Genomic DNA, 19,740 nt, shown 5'->3' with positions numbered 1-19,740 from the left:
CACCGTGCCGCGCTTCGCCGCCAACATCAGCCTGCTCTTCACGGAGCACCCCTTCCTCGACCGGTTCGCGGCGGCCCGCGACGCGGGCTTTCCCGCGGTCGAATTCCTGTTCCCCTACGAGCACCAGCCGGAAGCGGTGGCCCGGGCTCTGCGGGCGAGCGGGCTGGAACTCGTCCTCTTCAACATGCCCCCGGGCGACTGGGGAGCGGGCGAGCGCGGGCTCGCGGCGCTGCCGGGCCGCTTCGAGGCGGTGGCGCGGGGCGTCGAGGCGGCGCTCCCCTACGCCGAGGCCACCGGGGTGCCGCGCCTCCACCTGATGGCGGGCCTCGCCGAGCGGTCCGACCCGGAGGCCCGGGCGGCCTACGACCGGTCCCTGCGCCACGCGGCCGAGCGCCTCGCGGAGCGCGGGCTCGACCTGACGATCGAGCCGATCAACCGCCGCAGCATGCCGGGCTACTTCCTCGACGACGTCGACTGGGCGGGCGAGCGCGTCGCGTCCCTGCGGGCCGAGGGCCACGCCAACCTGCGCCTCCAGTTCGACCTGTTCCACGCGCAGATCCTTCACGGCGACCTGACGGCGCGGCTCGCCCGGCTGATGCCGCTGATCGGCCACGTGCAGGTGGCGAGCGTGCCGGACCGGGCGGAGCCCGGCACCGGCGAGGTGAGCGATCCGTTCCTGTTCGGCGAGCTCGACCGCCTCGGCTACGCGGGGTTCGTCGGCTGCGAGTACAACCCGCGCGCCGGAACGGAGGCCGGCCTCCCCTGGCTCGCACCCTACCGGGCCGCGCCGGCGGGGGAGGGGGCCTGAGGCCCGCCGGCCATTGGCGGAGAGGCTGAACCTCGTCCCGCCCGCGTCGTTGGCGGAGACGTGCGCGCGGGCGGAGGCCCTCTTCCGGAGCCTCGCCCTGGATCTCGCCGCGGTCCTGCCGGAGGGCGCCGGCATCGAGCATGTGGGAGCGACGGCGATTCCCCATTGCCTGACCAAGGGCGACCTCGATCTCGCGATCCGGGTCGAGGAACGGGATTTCGAGACCTGCCGCAGGCTCCTCGCCGGACGCTTCGCCCCGAATCCCGGCTCGGTGAGCACGGCCTCGTTCTGCGCCTTCGCCGACGCGGGTTCGGATCCGCCGGTCGGGATCCAACTCGTCGTGCGCGGCTCGGAACTCGACGTGTTCACACGCTTCCGGGACCGGCTCCGCGCCGATCCGAACCAGGTGAGGGCCTACAACGCGCTCAAGCTCCGCCACGCGGGCGGATCGATGAAGCGTTACCGCGACGCGAAGGCGGCGTTCATCGCCGGGATCCTGCGGAGCGGACCCTGATCGGCCGTCATCCCGGGTCCCGCTACCGCGAGCCCGGGATGACGTCGGCGGGGGGTGCCCCTCAGTCCGTCTGCGGCGCCGCGACCGCCGCGGCGAGCTTGTCGCGGGGGGCGCCGGAGCCGCCCACCACCTCCACCCGGGTGCCCGCGGCGGCCTTCCGGGAGGCCCAGTCCTCGATCATCTCCAGGCAGGTGTGGTCGATGTCCCTCAGGTCGTTGGCGGCGAGCCGCACCGCGCCGCCCTCCGGCGTCCGCTCCAGGGCCGCGTTGAGGTGCGGGAGCTGGAGGAAGGTCGCCGCACCCGAGAGGCGCACCTCCGGCACGCCGGCCTGCTCGGTGGCCGCCGCGTTCTCGACCCGCAGCACGCCCTTGCGCAGCGCCGGGACGACCTGCAGCAGGCTCAGGGCGAGGCCGACGAGGACGCCCGTGAGGAGGTCCATCGCGACGACGAGCACCATCGTGGCGAGCCAGATGCCGACCGTCGCGAGCCCGTAGCGGGCGTGCAGGTGGAGCGCCCGGGCCGGGCTCGCGAGCCGCCAGCCCGTCACCACGAGGATGCCCGCGAGCGCCGCCGTCGGCACCAGCTTGAGGAGCCCCGGCAGCGCCATCAGGAAGGCGAGGATCCAGATGCCGTGCAGGACCGTCGAGGCGCGGGTCGCGGCGCCCGCCTGGACGTTCGCCGAGGAGCGCACGATGACCCCGGTCATCGGCAGGCCGCCGACGAGGCCGCAGAGGATGTTGCCCGCTCCCTGCGCGCCGAGCTCGCGGTTGTAGGCCGTGCGCGGCCCGTCGTGCATCCGGTCGACCGCCGCGGCCGAGAGCAGGCTCTCGGCGCTCGCGATCACCGCCAGGGTGAGCGCGGCCACGATCATGGTGGGCTCGGCCAGCCGCGCCCAGTCCGCGGAGCCCGGCAGGGACAGGCCGGTCAGGATCGCCTCCGGCACCTCGACGCGCTTGACCGCGAGGCCGGCGAGCAGGGCGAGCGCGGTGCCCGCCAGGACGCCCATGAGGGCGCCCGGAAGGAGCTTCAGGCGTGCGGGCCGGAACCGCTCCCACCCCACCATCGCCGCGATGGTGCAGAGGCCGACCGCCACGGCCGCGAGGCTGCCGGACTGGTCGAGGTCCATCACGTCGATGAAGGCCTGCGGGATCGCGATCAGGTTGTCGAGGCCGCCCGCCTTGGGCAGCGCGTCGGTGAGGACGTGCACCTGCGCCAGCACGATCAGGATGCCGATGCCGGCGAGCATGCCGTGCACCACGGCGGGCGAGATCGCCCGGAACCAGCCGCCGACGCGCATCAGGCCGCCCGCGATCTGCAGGAGGCCGGCCAGGACCAGGACGGGGCCGAGCATGCCGAGCCCGTGCGCGCGCACGAACTCGAACACGATGACGGCGAGGCCCGCCGCCGGGCCGCTCACCTGGAGCGGGGAGCCCGCGAGCAGGCCCACCACGATGCCGCCGATGATGCCGGTGATGAGGCCGCGCTCGGGCGGGACGCCCGAGGCGATGGCGATGCCCATGCAGAGGGGCAGGGCGACGAGGAAGACGACGAAGGAGGCGGGCAGGTCCCGCGCGAGGGTCTCGCGCGAGAGGGGCACGGTCGCGCGTGAGAGAGGGAGGAAGCGCTGCATCGGGCCGGCCCTCACTCGGCCGCCTGCGGCAGGGCGATCTCGGGCGCGGCGACGCGCGGGCTCGGCGCCTGCGCCACCGGCAGGCTCGACCCGTCCGCCTCCGCGACGGGCACGAAGCGGCCCCTCTGCCCGCAATAGGCCAGCACCGCGCCGGTCTCGATCTCGAAGAACCAGCCGTGCAGGCGCAGCTCCCCCTTGGCGAGGCCGGCGGCGACGCTCGGATGGGTGCGCAGGTGGTTGAGCTGCACCACCACGTTCTCGAGAGCCAGGGCCCGGTGGTGATCCTTCGGGTCGAGGCCGGCGGGATAGGCCTCGCAGACGATCTGGCTCGCCGCGTGGCTGTGGCGGAGCCAGGCCGCGACGTTCGGCATGCTCTCCAGGGCTTCGGGCTTCATCAACCCCTTCATGGCCCCGCAATCGGAATGGCCGCAGATCACGACGTCGCGCACGCCGAGCGCCACCACGGCGTACTCGATCGCCGAGGAGACGCCGCCGTTCTGCTGCGAGAAGGGCGGCACGATGTTGCCGGCGTTGCGGCAGACGAACAGTTCGCCCGGGCCGGCCTGAGTGATGTGCTCGGGCGCCACGCGGGAATCCGCGCAGGCGATGATCAAGGCCTTCGGCTGCTGCCCGTCTCGGACGAGCCGCTCGTAGACGGCCTGCTGGCCGGGGAAGACGCTCCCGCGGAAGTTCGAGATGCCCTGGATGATGGTGTCCACGTCGATCCTCTCGTCATGCGACGGTGTTGCGGTGACGTGCGGGGCCGGCGGGCGGACGCGCGTCTGCCCGGCCCGGGACCGTCGGGTCCCGGTTGATCGACTCCGCAACCGTTTCGAGAGATGTTCGACGGCGGGACGACGCCCCGTGCCGATGGAAGAAACTATAGGTCCGTCTTTCGTGCGCGGCTGTGCGCGACGATACGAGTAGATGCCAGATGATTTAATCCCAAATCGTCTCCATGCCGCGTGATACACGGCACGGCGTTCGAAGCAATATCGACGATCAGCGGGATGATCGGTCACCCAGAGCCGCGGGACCGCTGCCGGAACGGTCGCTCAAGCGGATGTGTCCGGGTGGGAGATTGACGGATGGAGGCCGAGGCGATGGTCTCACTGCCGCTCGGCCGGGCAGCGATGCCGGCACGCGGAGCGGAGACGGCGAACCGGGGAGAGATGAGGATGGCGCTACGGACGCGGGCGGGCATCGCGGCGCTGGCACTCGTCGCGGTCGGGGCGGGAGCCGTGGCTGCCGGGGAGGCGACGCATGGCGGCATGGTCCTCCTATCCGGGGAGGCGGCGGTGCGATGGATGCCCGCGCCGCCCTCCCTGCCGAAGAGCAGCGAGATCAGCATCATCATGGGCGATCCCGACAAGCCGGGTCCGTTCACGCTGCGGGTGCGGATCCCGGCCGACACCGTGATCGCGCCGCACACCCACGCCACCGACGAGAGCGTGACGCTGCTCTCCGGCAGCCTCAAGCACGACATGGGCGAGACCCTGGACAAGGGGCGCGGGACGACGATGGAGCGCGGCGGCTTCGTGTACCTGCCCGCGAACATGCCGCACGCGCTCTGGACCTCTTCAGAGCCGGCGGTGGTTCAGGTCTCGGGCACGGGGCCGTTCGGGCTGACCTACGTCAACCCGGCCGACGACCCGAGCCGGCAGGCCGCGCCGGGCCGCTGAGCGGCGCGTCGACAGAGAGATCGAGGGAGAGGCAGCCATGAGCACCACGATGTCCCGGGCCCTCGTCGTCGGGACGGGCGGCGGCTTCGACGCGGTCGCGCTCGGCGAGCGGCCGGTGCCCGCGCCCGGGCCCGGCGAGATCACGGTCCGGTTGCGGGCGAGCTCGCTCAACTATCACGACTACGCTGTGGTCAGCGGCGCCTGGGGGCCGAGCGAGCCGCGCGTGCCCCTGTCGGACGGGGCGGGCGAGGTCGAGGCGGTGGGGCCCGGCGTCGGCGCCTTCGCGGTGGGCGATGCCGTGGTCAGCACCTTCTTCCCGACCTGGCTCGACGGCGTGCCGGAGGTCGAGGGCTTCGCCACCGTGCCGGGCGACGGCGTGGACGGCTACGCCCGCGACCGGGTGACGGCGCCGGCCGACGCCTTCACGCGCGCGCCGCGAGGCTGGGACCACGCCGAGGCCGCCACCCTGACCACGGCGGGCCTGACCGCGTGGCGCGCGCTGCACGCCGATGCCGGGCTGAAGGCCGGCGACGTGGTGCTCATTCAGGGCACCGGCGGCGTGTCGGTCTTCGCGCTGCAATTCGCCAAGATGGCCGGCGCCACGGTGATCGCCACCTCGTCGAGCGAGCCCAAGCTCGAGCGCCTGCGGGCGCTCGGAGCCGACCATGTGATCAACTACCGGTCGGACCCGGCCTGGGGCACGAGCGCCCGGCGGCTGACCGGCGGGCGCGGCGTCGACCACGTGGTCGATGTCGGCGGACCGGCGACGCTGGAGCAGTCGATGGAGGCCGTGCGCGTCGCCGGGCACGTCTCGGTGATCGGAATCCTCTCCGGCGTGGCCGGACCGCTGCCGCTCGTTCCCGCCCTCGTGCGGCAGATCCGCCTGCAGGGCGTCCTCGTCGGCAGCCGCCGGCAGCAGACCGAGATGATCCGCGCGATCGACGCGACCGGCCTGCGCCCGGTCGTCGACAGCCGCTACCCGCTGGAGCGGCTCGTCGACGCGTTCCGCTACCAGGAGAGCAACCGGCACTTCGGCAAGATCTGCATCGAGATCTGAGCCGAGCGGACAGGGACTCGGCTCAGCCCGGGAGTCACCCCAGGAGCTTGTCGAGGGTGATCGGGATCTCGCGCACCCGCACGCCGGTCGCGTGCCAGACGGCGTTGGCGACGGCGCCGGCCGTGCCCGTGATGCCGATCTCGCCGACGCCCTTGATGCCGAGGGGGTTCACGTGCGGATCCTCCTCCGGCACCAGGATCGCCTCCATCGCGGGGATGTCGGCGTTCACGGGCAGGTGGTACTCGGCGAGATTGTTGTTGAGGAAGCGGCCCGTGCGCGCGTCCATCGCCGCGTGCTCGTGGAGCGCGAAGGACACGCCCCAGATCATGCCGCCGTAATACTGGCTGCGCACGAGGCGGGGATTGACGATGCGGCCCGCCGCGAAGGCGCCGACGAGGCGGCTGACCCGGATCTGGCCGAGATCGGGATCGACCAGCACCTCGGCGAAGACCGCGCCGTGGGCGTGCATGGCGTAGGCCTTCCTGGCGGCCGGATCCGTGGCACCCTGGCCCATCGCCTCGACGGCGTCGCGGCCGGCGCGGGCGAGGATGTCCGAGAAGCTCTCCGAGCGGGAGGGATCGTCCCGGCGGGCGAGATGGCCGCCCTCGGCGCGGACGCCCGCGTTGCCGGCCCCGTAGAGCGGGGAGGCGGGGTCGTTCACCGCGAGCTCGGCCAGCGCCGCGACCGCGGCCTCGCCCGCGTTGTGGAGCGCCATGCCGGCGGTGGCGGTGGCGGTCGAGCCGCCCGCGAGGCCCCCGTTCGGCAGGCGGTTGTGCCCGATGCGCAGGGTGACGGCCTCGACCGGCAGGCCGACCCCGTCGGCGGCGATCTGGGCGAGGCTCGTCCAGGCGCCCTGGCCCATGTCGTGCTGGGCCGTCTCGAACAGGGCGGTGCCGTCCGCGCGGATCACGGCGCGGGCCTCGGCCTGGAACATCGAGGCCGGATAGGTCGCCGTGCCCATGCCCCAGCCCACGAGGAGGCCCTCGTCGTTGCGCATCTGGCGCGGCGCCTTCGGGCGCGAGGCCCAGCCGAAACGCTCGGCCCCGCGCGCGTAGCAATCCCGCAGGGCCTTCGAGGAGAAGGGTTTTCTGGAGACCGGCTCGACCTCGGCGTAGTTCCGGAGCCGCAATTCCAGCGGGTCTAGGTTCAGCTCGATGGCGAGCTCGTCGAGCGCGCTCTCGATCGCGACGCTGCCCGAGGCCTCGCCCGGCGCCCGCATGAAGATCGGCGTCGCGATGTCGACCCGCACCGCCTCGTGCGTCGTCGACAGGGCAGGGGAGGCGTAGAGATTGCGCGAGATGATTCCGGAGGGCTCGATGAAGTCGTCGTAGCGGCTCGTCTGGGTGAGCGTGTGGTGGTCGTAGGCGGTGAGGGTGCCGTCCGCCTGCGCGCCGAGCTTCAGGGTCTGGCGGGTGGCGGCGCGGTGGCCGACCGGGCCGAACATCTGCTCGCGCCGCGTCACGAGCTTCACGGGCCGCCCGACGAGGCGCGCGGCCATGATGCCGAGGAACTGGGGCGGCGTGACGAGGGCCTTCGAGCCGAAGCCGCCGCCGAGATAGTGGCAGATCACGTGGATGTTGCCCGGCGGGATGCCGAACAGGGCGGCGATCCGGCCCGTGGCCATCGCGAGGGCCTGGGACGGCGTGTAGAGCGTGAGGTGGTCGCCCTCCCAGGAGGCGACGGCGGCGTGGGGTTCGAGCGCGTTGTGGTACTGCGCCGACGTCTCATAGGTCGCCTCGAGGCGGGTGTGGGCGGCGGCGAGGCCCTCGGCCACGTCGCCGTAGCCGGCCGCGGCCGGGGCGCCGGGCCCCACCGCCTCCGGCACGAAGGGGTCGCCGTCGAGCCCGACCCGCACGTCCTCCGCCGCATAGCGGGGGGCGAGCAGGCGCGCGCCCTCGGTGGCGGCCTCCAGCGTCTCGGCGATCACCACCGCGACCGGCTGGTTGACGTAGCGGACGCTCGCGTCCTGCAGCAGTTCCAGCCGGAAGGCGAAGGGTCCGTCCTTGGCGTCCGGCGACTGGGCGAGCTTCGGAGCGTTCTCGGGCGTCATCACCCGCACGACGCCCGGATGCGCCTCGGCCGCGGCGACGTCGAGGCCGGTGACACGGCCGCGGGCGATGGTGCTCACGGCCATCACGGCGTGGAGGAGGCCGTCGAGGCGGAAATCGGCGGCGTAGCGGGCCGCGCCCGTCACCTTGTCCGGCCCGTCGAGCCGGGTGATGTCGCGGCCGATGGCCGCCCCGTGGCGGACGCGCTCAGGCATGGGCGATGGCTCCGGAGGAGGGCAGGGGATTGGCGAGCGGCGCCGAGAACGGGCTCGCGGGCAGCGCCGGCACCCGCTCGGGCGTGCCGGCAAGCGCGCGTTCCAGCGCCCGAACCGCGATGCGACGGGCGAGCTCTATCTTGAAGGCGGTCGCCTCGCCGGAGGGACGGGCGCCCTCGAGCGCGGCCTCGGCGGCCTCCCGGAAGGCGGCGGCGTCGGGCGCGCGGCCGGCGAGCAGGCGCTCCGCCGCTTCCGCCCGCCAGGGCTTCAGCGCCAGCCCGCCGAGGGCGAGGCGCGCCTCCGCGATTCGCCCGCCGTCGAGGCGCAGCATCGCGGCGGCGGAGACCAGGGCGAAGGCGTAGGAGGTGCGCTCGCGGACCTTGAGGTAGCGGGCATGGGCGGCGAAACCCGCGGCTTCCGGCGGCAGGCGCACGGCGACGATCAGCTCGCCGGGCTCGAGCACGGTGTCGCGCTCCGGCGCGTCGCCGGGCAGGCGGTGGAAGGCGGTGAGGCTCACCGTGCGGGACCCCGCCGGCCCCTCGATCTCGACCTCGGCACCGAGGGCGGCGAGCGGCACGCAGAGGTCGGACGGGTGGACGGCGATGCAGGACGCGCTGAAGCCGAGCACCGCGTGGAGCCGCGTCGCCCCGCCGATCGCCGCGCAGCCCGCTCCCGCCTCGCGCTTGTTGCAGGCGCTCGCCGGGTCGTAGAAGTACGGGCAGCGGGTGCGCTGCATCAGGTTGCCGGCGGTGGTGGCCGCGTTGCGCAGTTGCGCCGAGGCGCCGGCGAGGAGCGCCTCCGCCACCGCGGGGTAGCGCGCGGCGAAGCCCGGATCGTGGGCGAGGTCGCTGTTGCGCACGAGCGCCCCGATCCGGGTGCTTCCGTCCGGCAGGGACTCGATCGCCGACAGGCCGGGGATGCGGGTGACGTCCACGAGGGTCGCGGGCGTGGCCAGGCCGCCCTTCATCAGGTCGAGGAGGTTGGTGCCGGCGGCGAGGTAGGCGGCGCCGGGCGCGGCGCCTGCGGCCACCGCCTCGGCGACGCTGCCGGCGCGGACGTACTCGAACCGGTTCACGCCGCGTCCTCCCGCCGTGCCGTCGCGCCCTGGGCCGCGAGCACGGCCTCGGTGATGCCCTGATAGGCGCCGCAGCGGCAGAGATTGCCGCTCATGCCCTCGCGCACCCGCTCGGGATCGTCGCCCGCGTGGCCCTCGCGCAGGAGCCCGACGGCGCTCATGATCTGGCCCGGCGTGCAGAAGCCGCACTGGAACCCGTCATGGGCCAGGAAGGCGGCCTGGACCGGGTGGAGCTCGCCGCCGGAGGCCAGGCCTTCGATGGTGACGACCTCCGCCCCGTCGAGGCTGACGGCGAGCGCGAGGCAGGAATTGACGCGCCGCCCGTCCACGAGGACCGTGCAGGCGCCGCACTGGCCGCGGTCGCAGCCCTTCTTCGAGCCCGTGAGGTCGAGGCGCTCGCGCAGGAGATCGAGCAGGGTGACGCGGGGATCGTCGAGGAGGATCTCGCGCGCCGACCCGTTCACGGTCAGCGTGATGGGAAAGCTCATGGGGGCTCCGTCACCGGGATCGGATGCGGGGAATCTGCCGGCGCAGGCTCGCGGCAGGGCTTGCCTGTCTGGAACCGTTTCAAGTAGCTCGGTCGAGCCGGGCGGCCACCTCGCGGCCGGACCGTTCACGGGTCTGTGAAGGAATGGCGCGCCCGTAGGCGGCGGACGGCCCCGCTGCCCTCATCCTGCCGTGCGGGTCGCGCAAGGGTCTCGCCCGTCGCCTCCGCCCCGCATGCCACCGCCGCGCACCGACCGTGCGCCCGAGACGAACCGTTCCCGAGGCCCGCCTTGCCGCCCGCCACCGAGAGCGCTCCGGATCCTGCCGAAGCCGGCCGCTCGGGCCCGGCGATCCGCCTGCACCAGCAGGCCATCCTGTCGGCGTTCGGGGTCGAGGCCCCGCGCGGGGAGGCTGCTCGTGCGGGCGGGCGTCGGCTGGGGGCCTGATGTGATCGGCAAGGCGCGCATCGGCGCCGACCGCGCCTCGCCCGCGGGCTTCGCCCTGAAGACGGGCCGGCCCGTCATCTCGAACCATCTCGAGAACGAGACCCGCTTCCGCACGCCCCAGCTCATGGCCGAGCACGGCATCCGCCGGGCGATCACCGTGATCATCGAGAACCGGGACGGCGCCTTCGGCGTGCTGGAGGTGGACGACAGCCGCGAGGGTATGTTCGAGGAGGCGGACATCGCCTTCATGCAGGGCTTCGCAAACCTCCTCGGCGGCGCCATCGAGCGCCAGCGCACGGAGGGGCTCCTCAAGGCGGAGCTCGCCCGGCAGGACCTGCTGGCGCGGGAGGTGAGCCACCGGGTCAAGAACAGCCTCACCATCGTGGCGAGCCTGCTCGCCCTCCAGGCCAAGGGCTCGGAGAGCGAGGACGTGCGCAACGCGTTGATCGACGCCCGCACCCGCGTCGAGGCGATCGCGGGCGTGCACGATCAGCTCTGGCGCCATTCCGAGCCCGGCGAGGTGGACCTCGCGCTCTTCCTCGAGACGCTCTGCGCGAACCTGCGGAGCGGGGCGCCGCGCCCCTCCCTGGTCTACCGGGCCGACCCGGTCCACGTGCCCGCCGACCGGGCGATCCCGTTCGGCCTCCTCGTCAACGAGCTCGTCACCCACGCCATCAAGTACGCCTACCCGGACGCGGGCGGCGAGATCCGGTCAGGGCCGAGCGCCTGGAGAACCGCCTCGTCCTCGACGTCGTCGACGACGGCGTCGGCTTGCCCGCGCATTTCGACATCGGCCGGCACGCACGCAGCCTCGGCATGCGGGTGGTGGCGGATCTCGCCCGCCAACTCGGCGGCTCGATCACGGTGCCGCAAGACGGGAAGGGGGCCCGCTTCCCCATCGACATGCCGCTGGCGGGCTGAGGCCGGCGCGACCGCGCCTTGGTCCGCTGGGGACGGAGAACTGGCACAACCGGCTTCACGCCAAGTTTCGGGTAGATTCGGCAACGAATTGCAGGCAGAACCGGCAAGGCCGAAGCGGCGAAGAAGCGGCTTGCGAGGCGCGGGGAGGGGAGGCGGCTTTGGACCAGCGACGGCGGCGCCCGACTCTGCTCATCGGATTGGTCGTCCTCGGCCTCGCCCTCGGCACCCTCGCCTTCACGGAGACCGGCGCGCCCGGCGCGGCGCAGCTGCGCGAGCGGACCGAGCCCCTCCTCGCCCTGTGGCGCGCACGCGTGGCGCCGGCACCGTCCGAGCGCCCTCACCTACCCGCGGCCCGCACCGCCATCGAGGACGGGCGCACGGTGGTGCGGATCAAGCACGAGGAGCGCGGCCGCCTCGGTCTCGAGACCGCGCGGGTCTCGGCCAAGTCCCACCGCCAGGAACTGCAGGCCTACGGCAGCGTCCTCGACCTCGCCCGGGTGACGGAGCTCACGAATTCCTACGCGACGGCCAGGGCGCAGCTCCAGACCGCGCAGGCCAGGGCTGAGGTCTCGCGCAGCGCCTTCCGGCGGGCGAAGAACCTCGGCCCCTACGCGACCCCGGTGCAGGTGGAGACCACCGGCGGCACGCTCCAGACCGACGAGGCCGCCCTGATGGCGGCGGAGTCGCAGCTTCGGACGCTCGCCGCCACCGCCCATCAGGAATGGGGCCCGGTGATCGGCAAGGCCATCGTGGAGCGCTCGCCCCTCGTCACGCGCCTGATCGAGCGGGAAGAGTTCCTGATGCAGGTCACCCTGCCCCCGGGCGAGACCCTGAAGGGCCTGCCCGGCGCCGCCTTCGCGGAGGTACCGCCGCAATCGAGCCGGGTGGCTCTGCGCTTCGTCTCACCCGCCACCCGTACCGACCAGCGCGTCCAGGGCCAGAGCTTCTACTTCATCGTGGCCGGCGACAGCGGCCTCCTGCCCGGCATGAGCACGCTCGCTTTCGTGCCCGCCGAGCGCTCCGTGACCGGGGTGCTGGTGCCGGAGGACGCGGTGGTTCACTGGCAGGGCGGCACCTGGGTTTATCGGGGCCTCGACGAGAACGCCTTCGTGCGCCACCCCATCAAGTCCGACCCGCCGATGGCGGACGATGCCTACGTGGTCGAGGACCTGACGGGCGAGACCGAGATCGTCCTGCGGGGCGCCCAGGCCCTCCTCTCTGAGGAGATGAAGAGCCTGCTCCAGGTCTCGGGCGGCGTGGACGACGACTGAGGTGGGCCCGCTCCCGTCCGGCCCCCAGGCGGCCCTGGTCGCCTTCGCCGTCCGCTTCCGCGGAGTCGTGCTGGCGCTGGCGCTCGCCGTCCTGGCTTTCGGCGCGCTGAGCCTCACCGAGGCCCGGTACGACGTATTCCCCGAATTCGCGCCGCCCTCCGTGGTGATCCAGACCGAGGCGCCGGGCCTCAACCCGGAGCAGGTCGAGGTGCTGGTGACCCAGCCGATCGAGGTCTCGGTCAACGGCCTGCCGGGGATCGAGGCCCTGCGTTCCTCATCGATCCAGGGGCTCTCCGTCATCACCGTCACCTTCGGGCGGGGCAGCGACATCTACCGCGCGCGCCAGCTCGTCTCGGAGCGCCTGACCGCGCTGACCGGCCGCCTGCCGCAGGGTGTGATGCCACCGGCCATGACGGCGCTGACCTCCTCGACCAGCACCGTGCTCCTCGTCGGCCTCACCACCGAGCGGCGCTCGAGCCTCGACCTGCGCACCCTCGCCGACTGGACCGTGCGGCTGCGGCTCCTCGCGGTGCCGGGCATCGCCCAGGTCTCGGTCTACGGCGGCGGCGTGCGCTCGCTCCAGGTCCAAGTGCGCCCGACCGACCTGATCCGCTTCCGCGTCGGCATCAACGACGTGCTGGCGGCGGCCCGCAAGGCGACGGGCGTGCGCGGCGCGGGCTTCGTCGACACGGCCAACCAGCGCATCGTGCTCCAGACCGAGGGTCAGGCGCTGACCCCGGAGGAGGTGGCACGCACCGTCCTCATCAACGAGGGCGGCGCGAGCGTGGTGCTGGGCGACGTGGCGAACGTCGTCGCCGCTCCCGAGCCGCCGATCAGCGCGGCCTTGATCGACGGCAAGCCCGGCGTTCTGCTGATGGTCGGCGCGCAGTACGGGGCCAACACCCGCGAGGTCACGGCCCGCGTCGAGGCGGCCCTCGACGACCTGCGCCCGGCCCTGGAGCGCGAGGGCGTGCAGCTCAGGCCCGACCTGTTCCGGCCGGCGAACTTCATCGCGGTCGCCAACGCCAACGTGCTGCAGGCCCTCGCCCTCGGCGGCCTTCTCGTCATCGTGGTGCTGTTCGTCTTCCTCTACGACTGGCGCACCTGCGTGATCAGCGGGCTCGCCATCCCGCTCTCGCTGGTGGTGGCGGTGCTGGCGCTCGGCGCCTTCGGCGAGAGCCTCAACACGATGACGCTCGGAGGGCTCGCCATCGCCATCGGCGAGGTGGTCGACGACGCGGTGATCGGCGTCGAGAACGTGGTGCGCCGCCTGCGCGAGAACCGGCGCGTCGGCGGCCCCCGGACCGAGGGGAGGGTGGTCCTCGACGCGATCCTGGAGGTGCGCACGGCGGTGGCCTACGCCACCTTCGCGGTGCTCCTCGTCTTCCTGCCGGTGCTCGCCCTCTCGGGCGTGGCGGGCCGCCTGTTCGGTCCGCTCAGCCTCGCCTACATCCTCGCCGTGCTGGCCTCCCTCGGCGTCGCCCTCACGGTGACGCCGGCACTCGCCATGCTGCTGCTGACGGGCCGGCGCGAGGCCGACGCCCGCGACCCGCCGGTGATGCGCTGGTCGCGCGCGGCCTATTCGGGGCTCCTCACCCGCATCAACCGCTTCCCCCGCCTCATCATCGCGGCGGGCCTCGCGCTGACGCTCGTGGGCGCGGCGATCGCTCCCTTCTTCGGCGGCGCCTTCCTGCCCGACCTCAAGGAAGGTCACCTCATCCTGCACATGGCGGCCGCGCCCGGCACCTCGCTGCAGGAATCGCAGCGCCTCGGCGTCCAGATCACGGGCGAGCTGCGCGCGATCTCCGGCGTTCGGGCCGTGGCCTCGCAGATCGGCCGCGCCGAGGCGGGGCAGGATACGGCGGGCACCCACTACAGCGAGATCCACATCGACCTCGACGCGGGTCTCGACGGGGCCGCCCAGAAGGCGGTCGAGGCGCGGATCCGGTCCATGATGGCGGGCTTTCCCGGCGCCGCCTTCTCGCTCAAGACCTTCCTGACCGAGCGCATCGAGGAGACGGTCTCCGGGTTCACCGCGCCCGTCGTCGTCAACGTGATCGGCAACGACCTCGACCGGATCGAGGCCGCCGCCCGCGAGGTGGCCAAGGAGCTCGCCGAGGTGCGGGGCGCGAGCGACATCCAGCAGGCCTCGCCCGCCGGCCTGCCCCAGATCAACGTCTCCCTGCGCCCGAACGACCTGCGCCACTGGGGCCTCGACGCGATCGAGGTGCTGGAGGCGGTGCGCACCGCCTACCAGGGCGACATCGTCGGCCAGTCCTACGAGGGCAACGCCGTCTTCAACGTCATCGTCATCCTGGATGCCGGGGTGCGGGCACGTCTCACCGCGGTCGGCGACATGCCCCTGCGCACGCCCGGCGGCAGCTACATCCGCCTGTCCCAGGTCGCCGACATCTACGAGACCTCCGGCCGCTACCAGGTGCAGCACCAGGGCGCCCAGCGCGTCCAGGCGGTCACGGCGAACGTGGTCGGGCGCGACATCGCCTCCTTCGTCGCCGCCGCGCAACGCAAGATCGCCCGCGAGGTCCGCCTGCCCCAGGGCGTCTACATCTCCTTCGCGGGCTCGGCCGAGGCGCAGGCGCGGGCCCGGCGCGACCTCCTCGCCTATTCGGGGCTCGCCGGTCTCGGCATCGTGCTGCTGCTCGCCGTGATCACGGGCTCGCTGCGCAACCTCGTCCTCGTGCTCGTGAACCTGCCCTTCGCCTTCGTCGGGGGGGTCTTCGCGGTGGCGCTCACCGGAAGCGTGCTCTCGCTCGGCTCCATCGTCGGGTTCGTGACCCTGTTCGGCATCTCGCTGCGCAACACCATCATGATGATCTCGCACTACGAGCATCTGGTGAGCGTCGAGTCGCATCCCTGGGACGCGCGCACGGCGGTGGAGGGCGCGGCCGACCGGCTCGTCCCGATCCTGATGACCTCCCTCGTCACGGGCCTCGGCCTGCTGCCGCTGGCGCTCGGGGCCGGCGAGCCGGGCCGCGAGATCGAGGGCCCGATGGCGATCGTGATCCTCGGTGGCCTCGTCACCTCGACGCTCCTCAACCTCCTGATCCTGCCGACCCTGGCGCTCCGCTACGGCCGGTTCCTGCGGGACGAGGGCAGGTGGCTCGGGGCGGATCCGGCGGGCGAGGGGACGGCGGACGGCCGAGGGTCCGGGCGCGCGTCCTCCCGCCCGTCCCGCGAGACGACGGGTTGAGGGGCGGCGCCTGCCCGCTTGCCGAGCCGCTGCCCGACAGCGGATACAGGGGGCGAGCCCGCCTCCGCCGGAACCGTTCCATGCGCCTCGCGATCGTCGTCCTGCTCGCCGCCCTCATCGGATCGGCCTCTCACCGCCCTGCCCGGGCTGAGCCCGAGCCCGGCGCCGCGCCGCCGGCAGCGGCCTCTCCGCCGTCGCCTCAGGCTGCGCCGCAGATGCCTCCGCCCGCGCCGCAGGCCCCTCAGCCCGCCCCGCCGGTCCTGCCGCTGATGCGGGTGGTGCCCACCGGCGAAGCGCGCAGCATCGGCTTCTTCGCCGCGCTCTTCCCGGATTGCAGCTCGCAGGGTCCGATCGTGGTGCGGGTACTCGCGCCGCCGAAGCACGGCAAGGTCAGCTTCGCGCAGACCGATTCCTTCCCGCGCTACGCGGCCGGCTCGCCGCTCGCCGCCTGCAACGCCAAGCGCGTGCCGGGCCTGAAGATGGTCTACGAGGCGGAGGAGGGGTTCGAGGGCCTCGACACCTACCGGATCTTCCTGATCAACCCGGACGGCACCGGTTTCGAATCCGAGGTGAGGGTCTCGGTGCGCTGACCGGGCGTCGGCAGGCCATCAGGAATGGACTGGAGACCCCTCCCACAGGCCGCCCAAACGCATTCGCATAAGATATATTATGGAACTTGAACTTGCGGATGCCCCTACCGAGGACAGGTTCGCCGGGCCTGAGCAGCTCCGCCAGGACACGGTTCCGGCAATCCGCAGATCGGACAGCCACCCGGATCCGATCGCCATCGGGCGAGGGGACGTCACCGCCCTGCCCCGGCCCGAGCAGGTCGATGAGCCCGAACGCGACCGAAGAAGGACCGCCCGCGGGCGGCCCTTCCGGTCCGGCGGCAGCCCGTCAGGGCCGCCGCGTCACTCCTTGTCGCCGCGGTGCACGCCCTTGTCGCGGTTCTCCTTCAGACGACCGTCATCCGAGTGTTGGACGGTTCCCTGATGCGGCGTCCCTGTATTCTTGCTGCCATTGTTCGGGTTGTTCTGCGTGTTTCGGTCGTTGTTCTGCTGATGATTGTTCGCCATTACGCATCTCCATTTTGCAGAACGACGCTGTCACGTCGCTGATCCGATAACAAATTCTGTCTGAATGGGTTCCGATGCTGATGAGGCTGATTTTATAGCCTCCTGCGACGCTCAGTCCTCTCGACAAGAGATCGCCGCATCGGCCCGGTGCGGCGGGCTGGCAGAGGGATCGCAGGTGTCTCAAGGGCTTGCCCGGCGTTGTCCCCGCAGGGCCCGCTGCGGAGTACGGGACCGCGGCCCGAGCCGGCGCGGCCGGCCCGGCGAAACGCCGCAGGGCGGAATGTGCCGGTGCCGGGGAGGGCGCGCAGGCCCCCTCCCCGGAGCGGCAACGAGCAGGATGGTGAAGCGTGGGCCATGATCCGACGACCGACGGAGTTGCCGGCAGCCTCACCGAGGCGAGCCTCGCGGCCTTCCTCGCGGCCTTCTACGCGAAGGTGCGGCGCGACGATCTGATCGGACCCGTCTTCGCCCGGGCGATCCCCGACGCGGGCTGGCCGGCCCATCTCGCGGGGATCCAGGATTTCTGGTCCTCGGTCCTGCTCCGGACCGGCCGCTACAAGGGAAATCCGTTCGGCAAGCACCTTGCCCTCGGCAGCCTCGAGCCCGCCCATTTCGCGCGCTGGCTCGGCCTGTTCGAGGTGACGGCCGGCGAGATGTTCGAGCCGGAGATCGCGGCCGCCCTCGTCGAGCGGGCGCACCGCATCGGCGACAGCTTGAAGGCAGGCCTGTTCTTCCGGCCGGGTGAGGGGACCTGACGGGGTACGCGCCCCCTGCCCCGCTCAGGCCGCCACATCCTCGATCCGGCGGAGATCCGCGAAGCTGCGCCCATCGGCGAAGCGCAGCTCGACGCTCTCTGCGAGGCGCCCGGTCGCGCGGATCCGGATCACGGCGGGGCAGGTGATCTCATCCGCCCGTCGGAGGGCTTCCGCGACGCTGAGCGGCGCGTCGCGCCCGCCGCCGAGGCCGCGCCACCAGCGCACCGCCTTCTCGCGCCGGTAGCCGCTCGCCTCCAGGCCGAGCCCGATCTCGTGCCGGCCGCCCTCCGCAAGCCGCAGGCACAGCCTGAGGCTCTCCGTGCCGGCGGGACCCGGCCGGGCGTCGAGGCTCCAGCCCTCGACCGGCATCCAGGCAGAGACCGCCCGCGACAGGATCGGACGCTCGTCGTCGGCCGCCGCCTCGTGGGCCGGCTCGGGCTCCGCCTCCGCCTCGACCCAGCAACCCTCGCAGGTGCTGGCGTTGAGCGCGATCAGGGCGCCGCAGCCGGGGCAGGGCTTGGCGCGCACCTCCCCTTCCCGCCCCCGTACCGCCGCCGCTGTGCGGGCGGTGACGATGTCGACCGGCCCGTGCATGCGCACGAGCCCGGCATAGTCGAGGATCAGCGCGTCGGCCTTGGCCGGCGCGCGCCGCAGCGCGCGGCCCACCTGCTGCACGTACAGTCCGGTGCTCTGTGTCGGGCGCAGCAGCGCCACGAGGTCGACGGCCGGCACGTTGAAGCCCGTCGCCAGCACGCCGACCGAGGTCAGGCAGCGGATCCGCCCCTCGCGGAACGCCCGCACGATCCGGTCGCGCTCCCGCTTTCCCGTCTCGCCCGAGACCGTCTCGCAGGTGATTCCGTGGTCACGCACCGCGTCCCGCACGGCCGCCGCGTGGGCGAGGCTCACGCAGAAGGCGAGCCAGGCGCGCCGCCGCTCCCCGTAGCCCACCATCTCCTCGACCGCGGCCCGGGTGATCCAGTCCCGGTTGACCGCGGCCTCGAGGGCGCTCGGAACGTAGTCGCCGCCGCGCTTCGGGAGCCCCGAGACGTCGAGGGCGGTCAGCGTCGCCTTCGAGACGAGGGGGCTGAGATGGCCGCGCTGGATGAGGTCGCCGACATTCGCCTCGTAGACGATGCGCTCGAAGATCCGCTCCTCCCCCTCGTCGAGGCGGCCGGAATCGAGCCGGTAGGGCGTGGCGGTGAGGCCGACCACCCGGAGTTCCGGCCGCAGGGCGCGCAGATGCGAGAGGAAACGGCCGTAGCGGGTCTCGGCCGAGCGGGGGATGAGGTGCGCCTCGTCCACCACGACGAGGTCGCGCGGGCCGATCGCCTCGGCCCGGTTCCAGACGGACTGGATGCCGCAGAACAGCACTGGGGCGCCGGATTCCCGCCGCCCGAGCCCGGCCGAGTCGATGCCCGCCGGCGCCTCGGGCCAGTGCGCGAGGAGTTCCTGGTGGTTCTGGGCGATCAGTTCGCGGCTGTGCGTGACGATCGCGATCCGGGTCGCGGGCGCGCCCGCCAGTGTCTCCCGCACCAGGGCCGCGATGACGAAGGCCTTGCCTGCACCCGTCGGCAGGACGATGAGGCCCTCCCGCCCTCCCCCACGCCAGTGCGCGTCGAGGGCGTCAAGGCTCGCGCGCTGGTAGTCCCGAAGCTGCAGCATGGGCGGGCGTATAGCGCGGGCGCGCGCCCGCGTCCGTGGCGGATGCGCCGCGGGCGCTACGCGGCGTCGGGCCCGCGCAGCAGGTAGGTGTCCATGATCCAGCCGTGGCGCGCCCTCGCCTCCGCGCGCAGGCGCCGGATCTCCGACCCCACCTCACCGAGCCTTCCGGCGAGGAGGATCTCCTCCGGGCTGCCGAGATACGCCCCCCAGTAGATCGTCAGATCGGGGTCGAGGTGGTCGAAGCGCGGGTCGCCGTCGAGCATCACCACGGTGCTGCCGGTCCCTGGCGGCAACCCCCGCGCGAGCGCTCGCCCGGTCGTGATGTGGACCGGCCCGCCGATCCGGTTGAGGGCGATCCGGTGCCCCGCCGCGAGCGCCTGCACGCTCGTGATCCCGGGGATCACGTCGTAGGCGAAGGCGAGCCGCCCGCGGGCGGCGACGCGCTCCAGGATGCGCAGGGTCGAATCGTAGAGGGAGGGGTCGCCCCAGACCAGGAAGGCGCCGCAGGCCCCCTCCTCCAGCTCACGCTCGATCAGAGCCTCGTAGAGCGCGGCGCGCGCGGTGTGCCACGCCTCGACCGCGGCGGCGTAGTCGGACGGAGCGCGGTCGCGCTCCGGATCCTGCGCCTCGACGAAGCGGTAGGGCTTCGGCACGAAACGCTCGCAGATCTCGCGACGGAGCCGAACGAGGTCGGCCTTCTCGGCGCCCTTGTCGAGGACGAAGACGGCCTCGACCGTCTCCAGGGCGCGCACCGCCTGCAGGGTGAGATGCTCCGGATTGCCGGTGCCGATGCCGATGACGCGGATCCTGCGCAACGCTCCCTCCTCCGCGGGCACGAAAAAACCCGCCGGATCTGTATCCTGGCGGGTTCGATGTCGAGGGG

17 protein-coding genes and 1 pseudogene are annotated in these 19,740 nt (G+C 72.9%); 10 read left to right on the top strand and 8 right to left on the bottom strand.

Annotation, left to right across the window (positions count from 1 at the left end; translation table 11 throughout):
* Window positions 1–4: 4 nt before the first annotated feature.
* Window positions 5–808: a 2-oxo-tetronate isomerase gene (otnI, locus tag MOX02_RS15495; RefSeq protein ID WP_147026694.1), complete on the top strand. Its 804-nt coding sequence runs from the start codon at window positions 5–7 to the stop codon at window positions 806–808.
* Window positions 809–821: 13 nt separating this feature from the next.
* Window positions 822–1,322 carry a GrpB family protein gene (locus tag MOX02_RS15490; protein ID WP_147026693.1) on the top strand — a complete coding sequence of 167 codons (501 nt, stop codon included), beginning with the start codon at window positions 822–824 and terminating at the stop codon, window positions 1,320–1,322.
* 61 nt (window positions 1,323–1,383) lie between these two features.
* Here the strand turns inward: MOX02_RS15490 and MOX02_RS15485 are convergent, their stop codons facing one another.
* Window positions 1,384–2,952 carry a SulP family inorganic anion transporter gene (locus tag MOX02_RS15485; protein ID WP_147026692.1) on the bottom strand — a complete coding sequence of 523 codons (1,569 nt, stop codon included), beginning with the start codon at window positions 2,950–2,952 and terminating at the stop codon, window positions 1,384–1,386.
* An 11-nt stretch (window positions 2,953–2,963) separates the two neighbouring features.
* Window positions 2,964–3,671, bottom strand: coding sequence for a carbonic anhydrase (locus MOX02_RS15480; RefSeq protein ID WP_147026691.1), 708 nt, complete (start codon window positions 3,669–3,671; stop codon window positions 2,964–2,966).
* 459 nt (window positions 3,672–4,130) lie between these two features.
* On the opposite strand from MOX02_RS15480, the gene MOX02_RS15475 reads away from it, so the two are divergent.
* Together MOX02_RS15475 and MOX02_RS15470 are read left to right on the top strand one after the other, a co-directional pair.
* Window positions 4,131–4,634 carry a cupin domain-containing protein gene (locus tag MOX02_RS15475; protein ID WP_238179135.1) on the top strand — a complete coding sequence of 168 codons (504 nt, stop codon included), beginning with the start codon at window positions 4,131–4,133 and terminating at the stop codon, window positions 4,632–4,634.
* Window positions 4,635–4,671: 37 nt separating this feature from the next.
* Window positions 4,672–5,691, top strand: coding sequence for a zinc-dependent alcohol dehydrogenase family protein (locus MOX02_RS15470; protein ID WP_210250388.1), 1,020 nt, complete (start codon window positions 4,672–4,674; stop codon window positions 5,689–5,691).
* Window positions 5,692–5,725: 34 nt separating this feature from the next.
* Here the strand turns inward: MOX02_RS15470 and MOX02_RS15465 are convergent, their stop codons facing one another.
* Genes MOX02_RS15465 through MOX02_RS15455 form a run of 3 tightly spaced genes read right to left on the bottom strand, consistent with a single transcriptional unit; the run spans window position 5,726 to window position 9,517 of the window.
* Entirely contained in the window at window positions 5,726–7,954 is a 2,229-nt protein-coding gene (locus tag MOX02_RS15465; RefSeq protein ID WP_147026690.1) for a xanthine dehydrogenase family protein molybdopterin-binding subunit, read from the bottom strand.
* Entirely contained in the window at window positions 7,947–9,029 is a 1,083-nt protein-coding gene (locus MOX02_RS15460) for an FAD binding domain-containing protein (protein ID WP_147026689.1), read from the bottom strand. The genes MOX02_RS15465 and MOX02_RS15460 overlap by 8 nt, the downstream gene beginning before the upstream one ends.
* Window positions 9,026–9,517 carry a (2Fe-2S)-binding protein gene (locus MOX02_RS15455; RefSeq protein ID WP_147026688.1) on the bottom strand — a complete coding sequence of 164 codons (492 nt, stop codon included), beginning with the start codon at window positions 9,515–9,517 and terminating at the stop codon, window positions 9,026–9,028. Before MOX02_RS15455 ends, MOX02_RS15460 begins: the two co-directional genes overlap by 4 nt.
* A 232-nt stretch (window positions 9,518–9,749) precedes the next feature.
* On the opposite strand from MOX02_RS15455, the pseudogene MOX02_RS32950 reads away from it, so the two are divergent.
* The 5 genes and pseudogenes from MOX02_RS32950 to MOX02_RS15435 form a co-directional block, all read left to right on the top strand.
* Window positions 9,750–10,469, top strand: a pseudogene (locus MOX02_RS32950) (histidine kinase dimerization/phosphoacceptor domain -containing protein); the annotation flags it as partial.
* Window positions 10,470–10,732: 263 nt separating this feature from the next.
* Window positions 10,733–10,882 (top strand): hypothetical protein, encoded by a 150-nt coding sequence (locus MOX02_RS32945; protein WP_373866749.1) that lies wholly within the window; start codon window positions 10,733–10,735, stop codon window positions 10,880–10,882.
* Between the two features lie 158 nt (window positions 10,883–11,040).
* Window positions 11,041–12,153 carry an efflux RND transporter periplasmic adaptor subunit gene (locus tag MOX02_RS15445; RefSeq protein ID WP_147026687.1) on the top strand — a complete coding sequence of 371 codons (1,113 nt, stop codon included), beginning with the start codon at window positions 11,041–11,043 and terminating at the stop codon, window positions 12,151–12,153.
* A gap of 1 nt (window position 12,154) precedes the next feature.
* The gene (locus MOX02_RS15440; protein ID WP_147026686.1) at window positions 12,155–15,364 is read left to right on the top strand and encodes an efflux RND transporter permease subunit; all 3,210 of its coding nucleotides are present in this window, start codon (window positions 12,155–12,157) and stop codon (window positions 15,362–15,364) included.
* Window positions 15,365–15,444: 80 nt separating this feature from the next.
* Window positions 15,445–15,954, top strand: a complete 510-nt coding sequence (locus tag MOX02_RS15435) for a hypothetical protein (protein ID WP_147026685.1) — start codon at window positions 15,445–15,447, stop codon at window positions 15,952–15,954.
* Window positions 15,955–16,275: 321 nt separating this feature from the next.
* Here the strand turns inward: MOX02_RS15435 and MOX02_RS31270 are convergent, their stop codons facing one another.
* Entirely contained in the window at window positions 16,276–16,440 is a 165-nt protein-coding gene (locus MOX02_RS31270) for a hypothetical protein (RefSeq protein ID WP_170267882.1), read from the bottom strand.
* A gap of 347 nt (window positions 16,441–16,787) precedes the next feature.
* On the opposite strand from MOX02_RS31270, the gene MOX02_RS15430 reads away from it, so the two are divergent.
* Window positions 16,788–17,195, top strand: coding sequence for a group III truncated hemoglobin (locus MOX02_RS15430; protein ID WP_147026684.1), 408 nt, complete (start codon window positions 16,788–16,790; stop codon window positions 17,193–17,195).
* A gap of 24 nt (window positions 17,196–17,219) precedes the next feature.
* Here MOX02_RS15430 and MOX02_RS15425 read toward each other — a convergent pair whose 3' ends face one another.
* Window positions 17,220–18,857 (bottom strand): DEAD/DEAH box helicase, encoded by a 1,638-nt coding sequence (locus tag MOX02_RS15425; RefSeq protein ID WP_147026683.1) that lies wholly within the window; start codon window positions 18,855–18,857, stop codon window positions 17,220–17,222.
* Between the two features lie 56 nt (window positions 18,858–18,913).
* The gene (cobF, locus tag MOX02_RS15420; RefSeq protein WP_147026682.1) at window positions 18,914–19,672 is read right to left on the bottom strand and encodes a precorrin-6A synthase (deacetylating); all 759 of its coding nucleotides are present in this window, start codon (window positions 19,670–19,672) and stop codon (window positions 18,914–18,916) included.
* Window positions 19,673–19,740: the final 68 nt, after the last annotated feature.

It is taken from the genome of Methylobacterium oxalidis, assembly GCF_007992195.1.
GTDB lineage: Bacteria > Pseudomonadota > Alphaproteobacteria > Rhizobiales > Beijerinckiaceae > Methylobacterium > Methylobacterium oxalidis.
This window is presented reverse-complemented; position numbering and strand designations above follow the sequence as displayed.

Excerpts from the sequence above, each read along its gene's own strand:
- MOX02_RS31270 (WP_170267882.1), bottom strand. The coding sequence starts at position 16,440 with ATGGCGAACAATCATCAGCAGAACAACGACCGAAACACGCAGAACAAC.
- MOX02_RS15455 (WP_147026688.1), bottom strand. The coding sequence starts at position 9,517 with ATGAGCTTTCCCATCACGCTGACCGTGAACGGGTCGGCGCGCGAGATC.
- MOX02_RS15465 (WP_147026690.1), bottom strand. The coding sequence starts at position 7,954 with ATGCCTGAGCGCGTCCGCCACGGGGCGGCCATCGGCCGCGACATCACC.
- MOX02_RS15435 (WP_147026685.1), top strand. The coding sequence starts at position 15,445 with ATGCGCCTCGCGATCGTCGTCCTGCTCGCCGCCCTCATCGGATCGGCC.
- MOX02_RS15475 (WP_238179135.1), top strand. The coding sequence starts at position 4,131 with ATGGCGCTACGGACGCGGGCGGGCATCGCGGCGCTGGCACTCGTCGCG.
- MOX02_RS15470 (WP_210250388.1), top strand. The coding sequence starts at position 4,672 with ATGAGCACCACGATGTCCCGGGCCCTCGTCGTCGGGACGGGCGGCGGC.
- MOX02_RS15485 (WP_147026692.1), bottom strand. The coding sequence starts at position 2,952 with ATGCAGCGCTTCCTCCCTCTCTCACGCGCGACCGTGCCCCTCTCGCGC.
- MOX02_RS15425 (WP_147026683.1), bottom strand. The coding sequence starts at position 18,857 with ATGCTGCAGCTTCGGGACTACCAGCGCGCGAGCCTTGACGCCCTCGAC.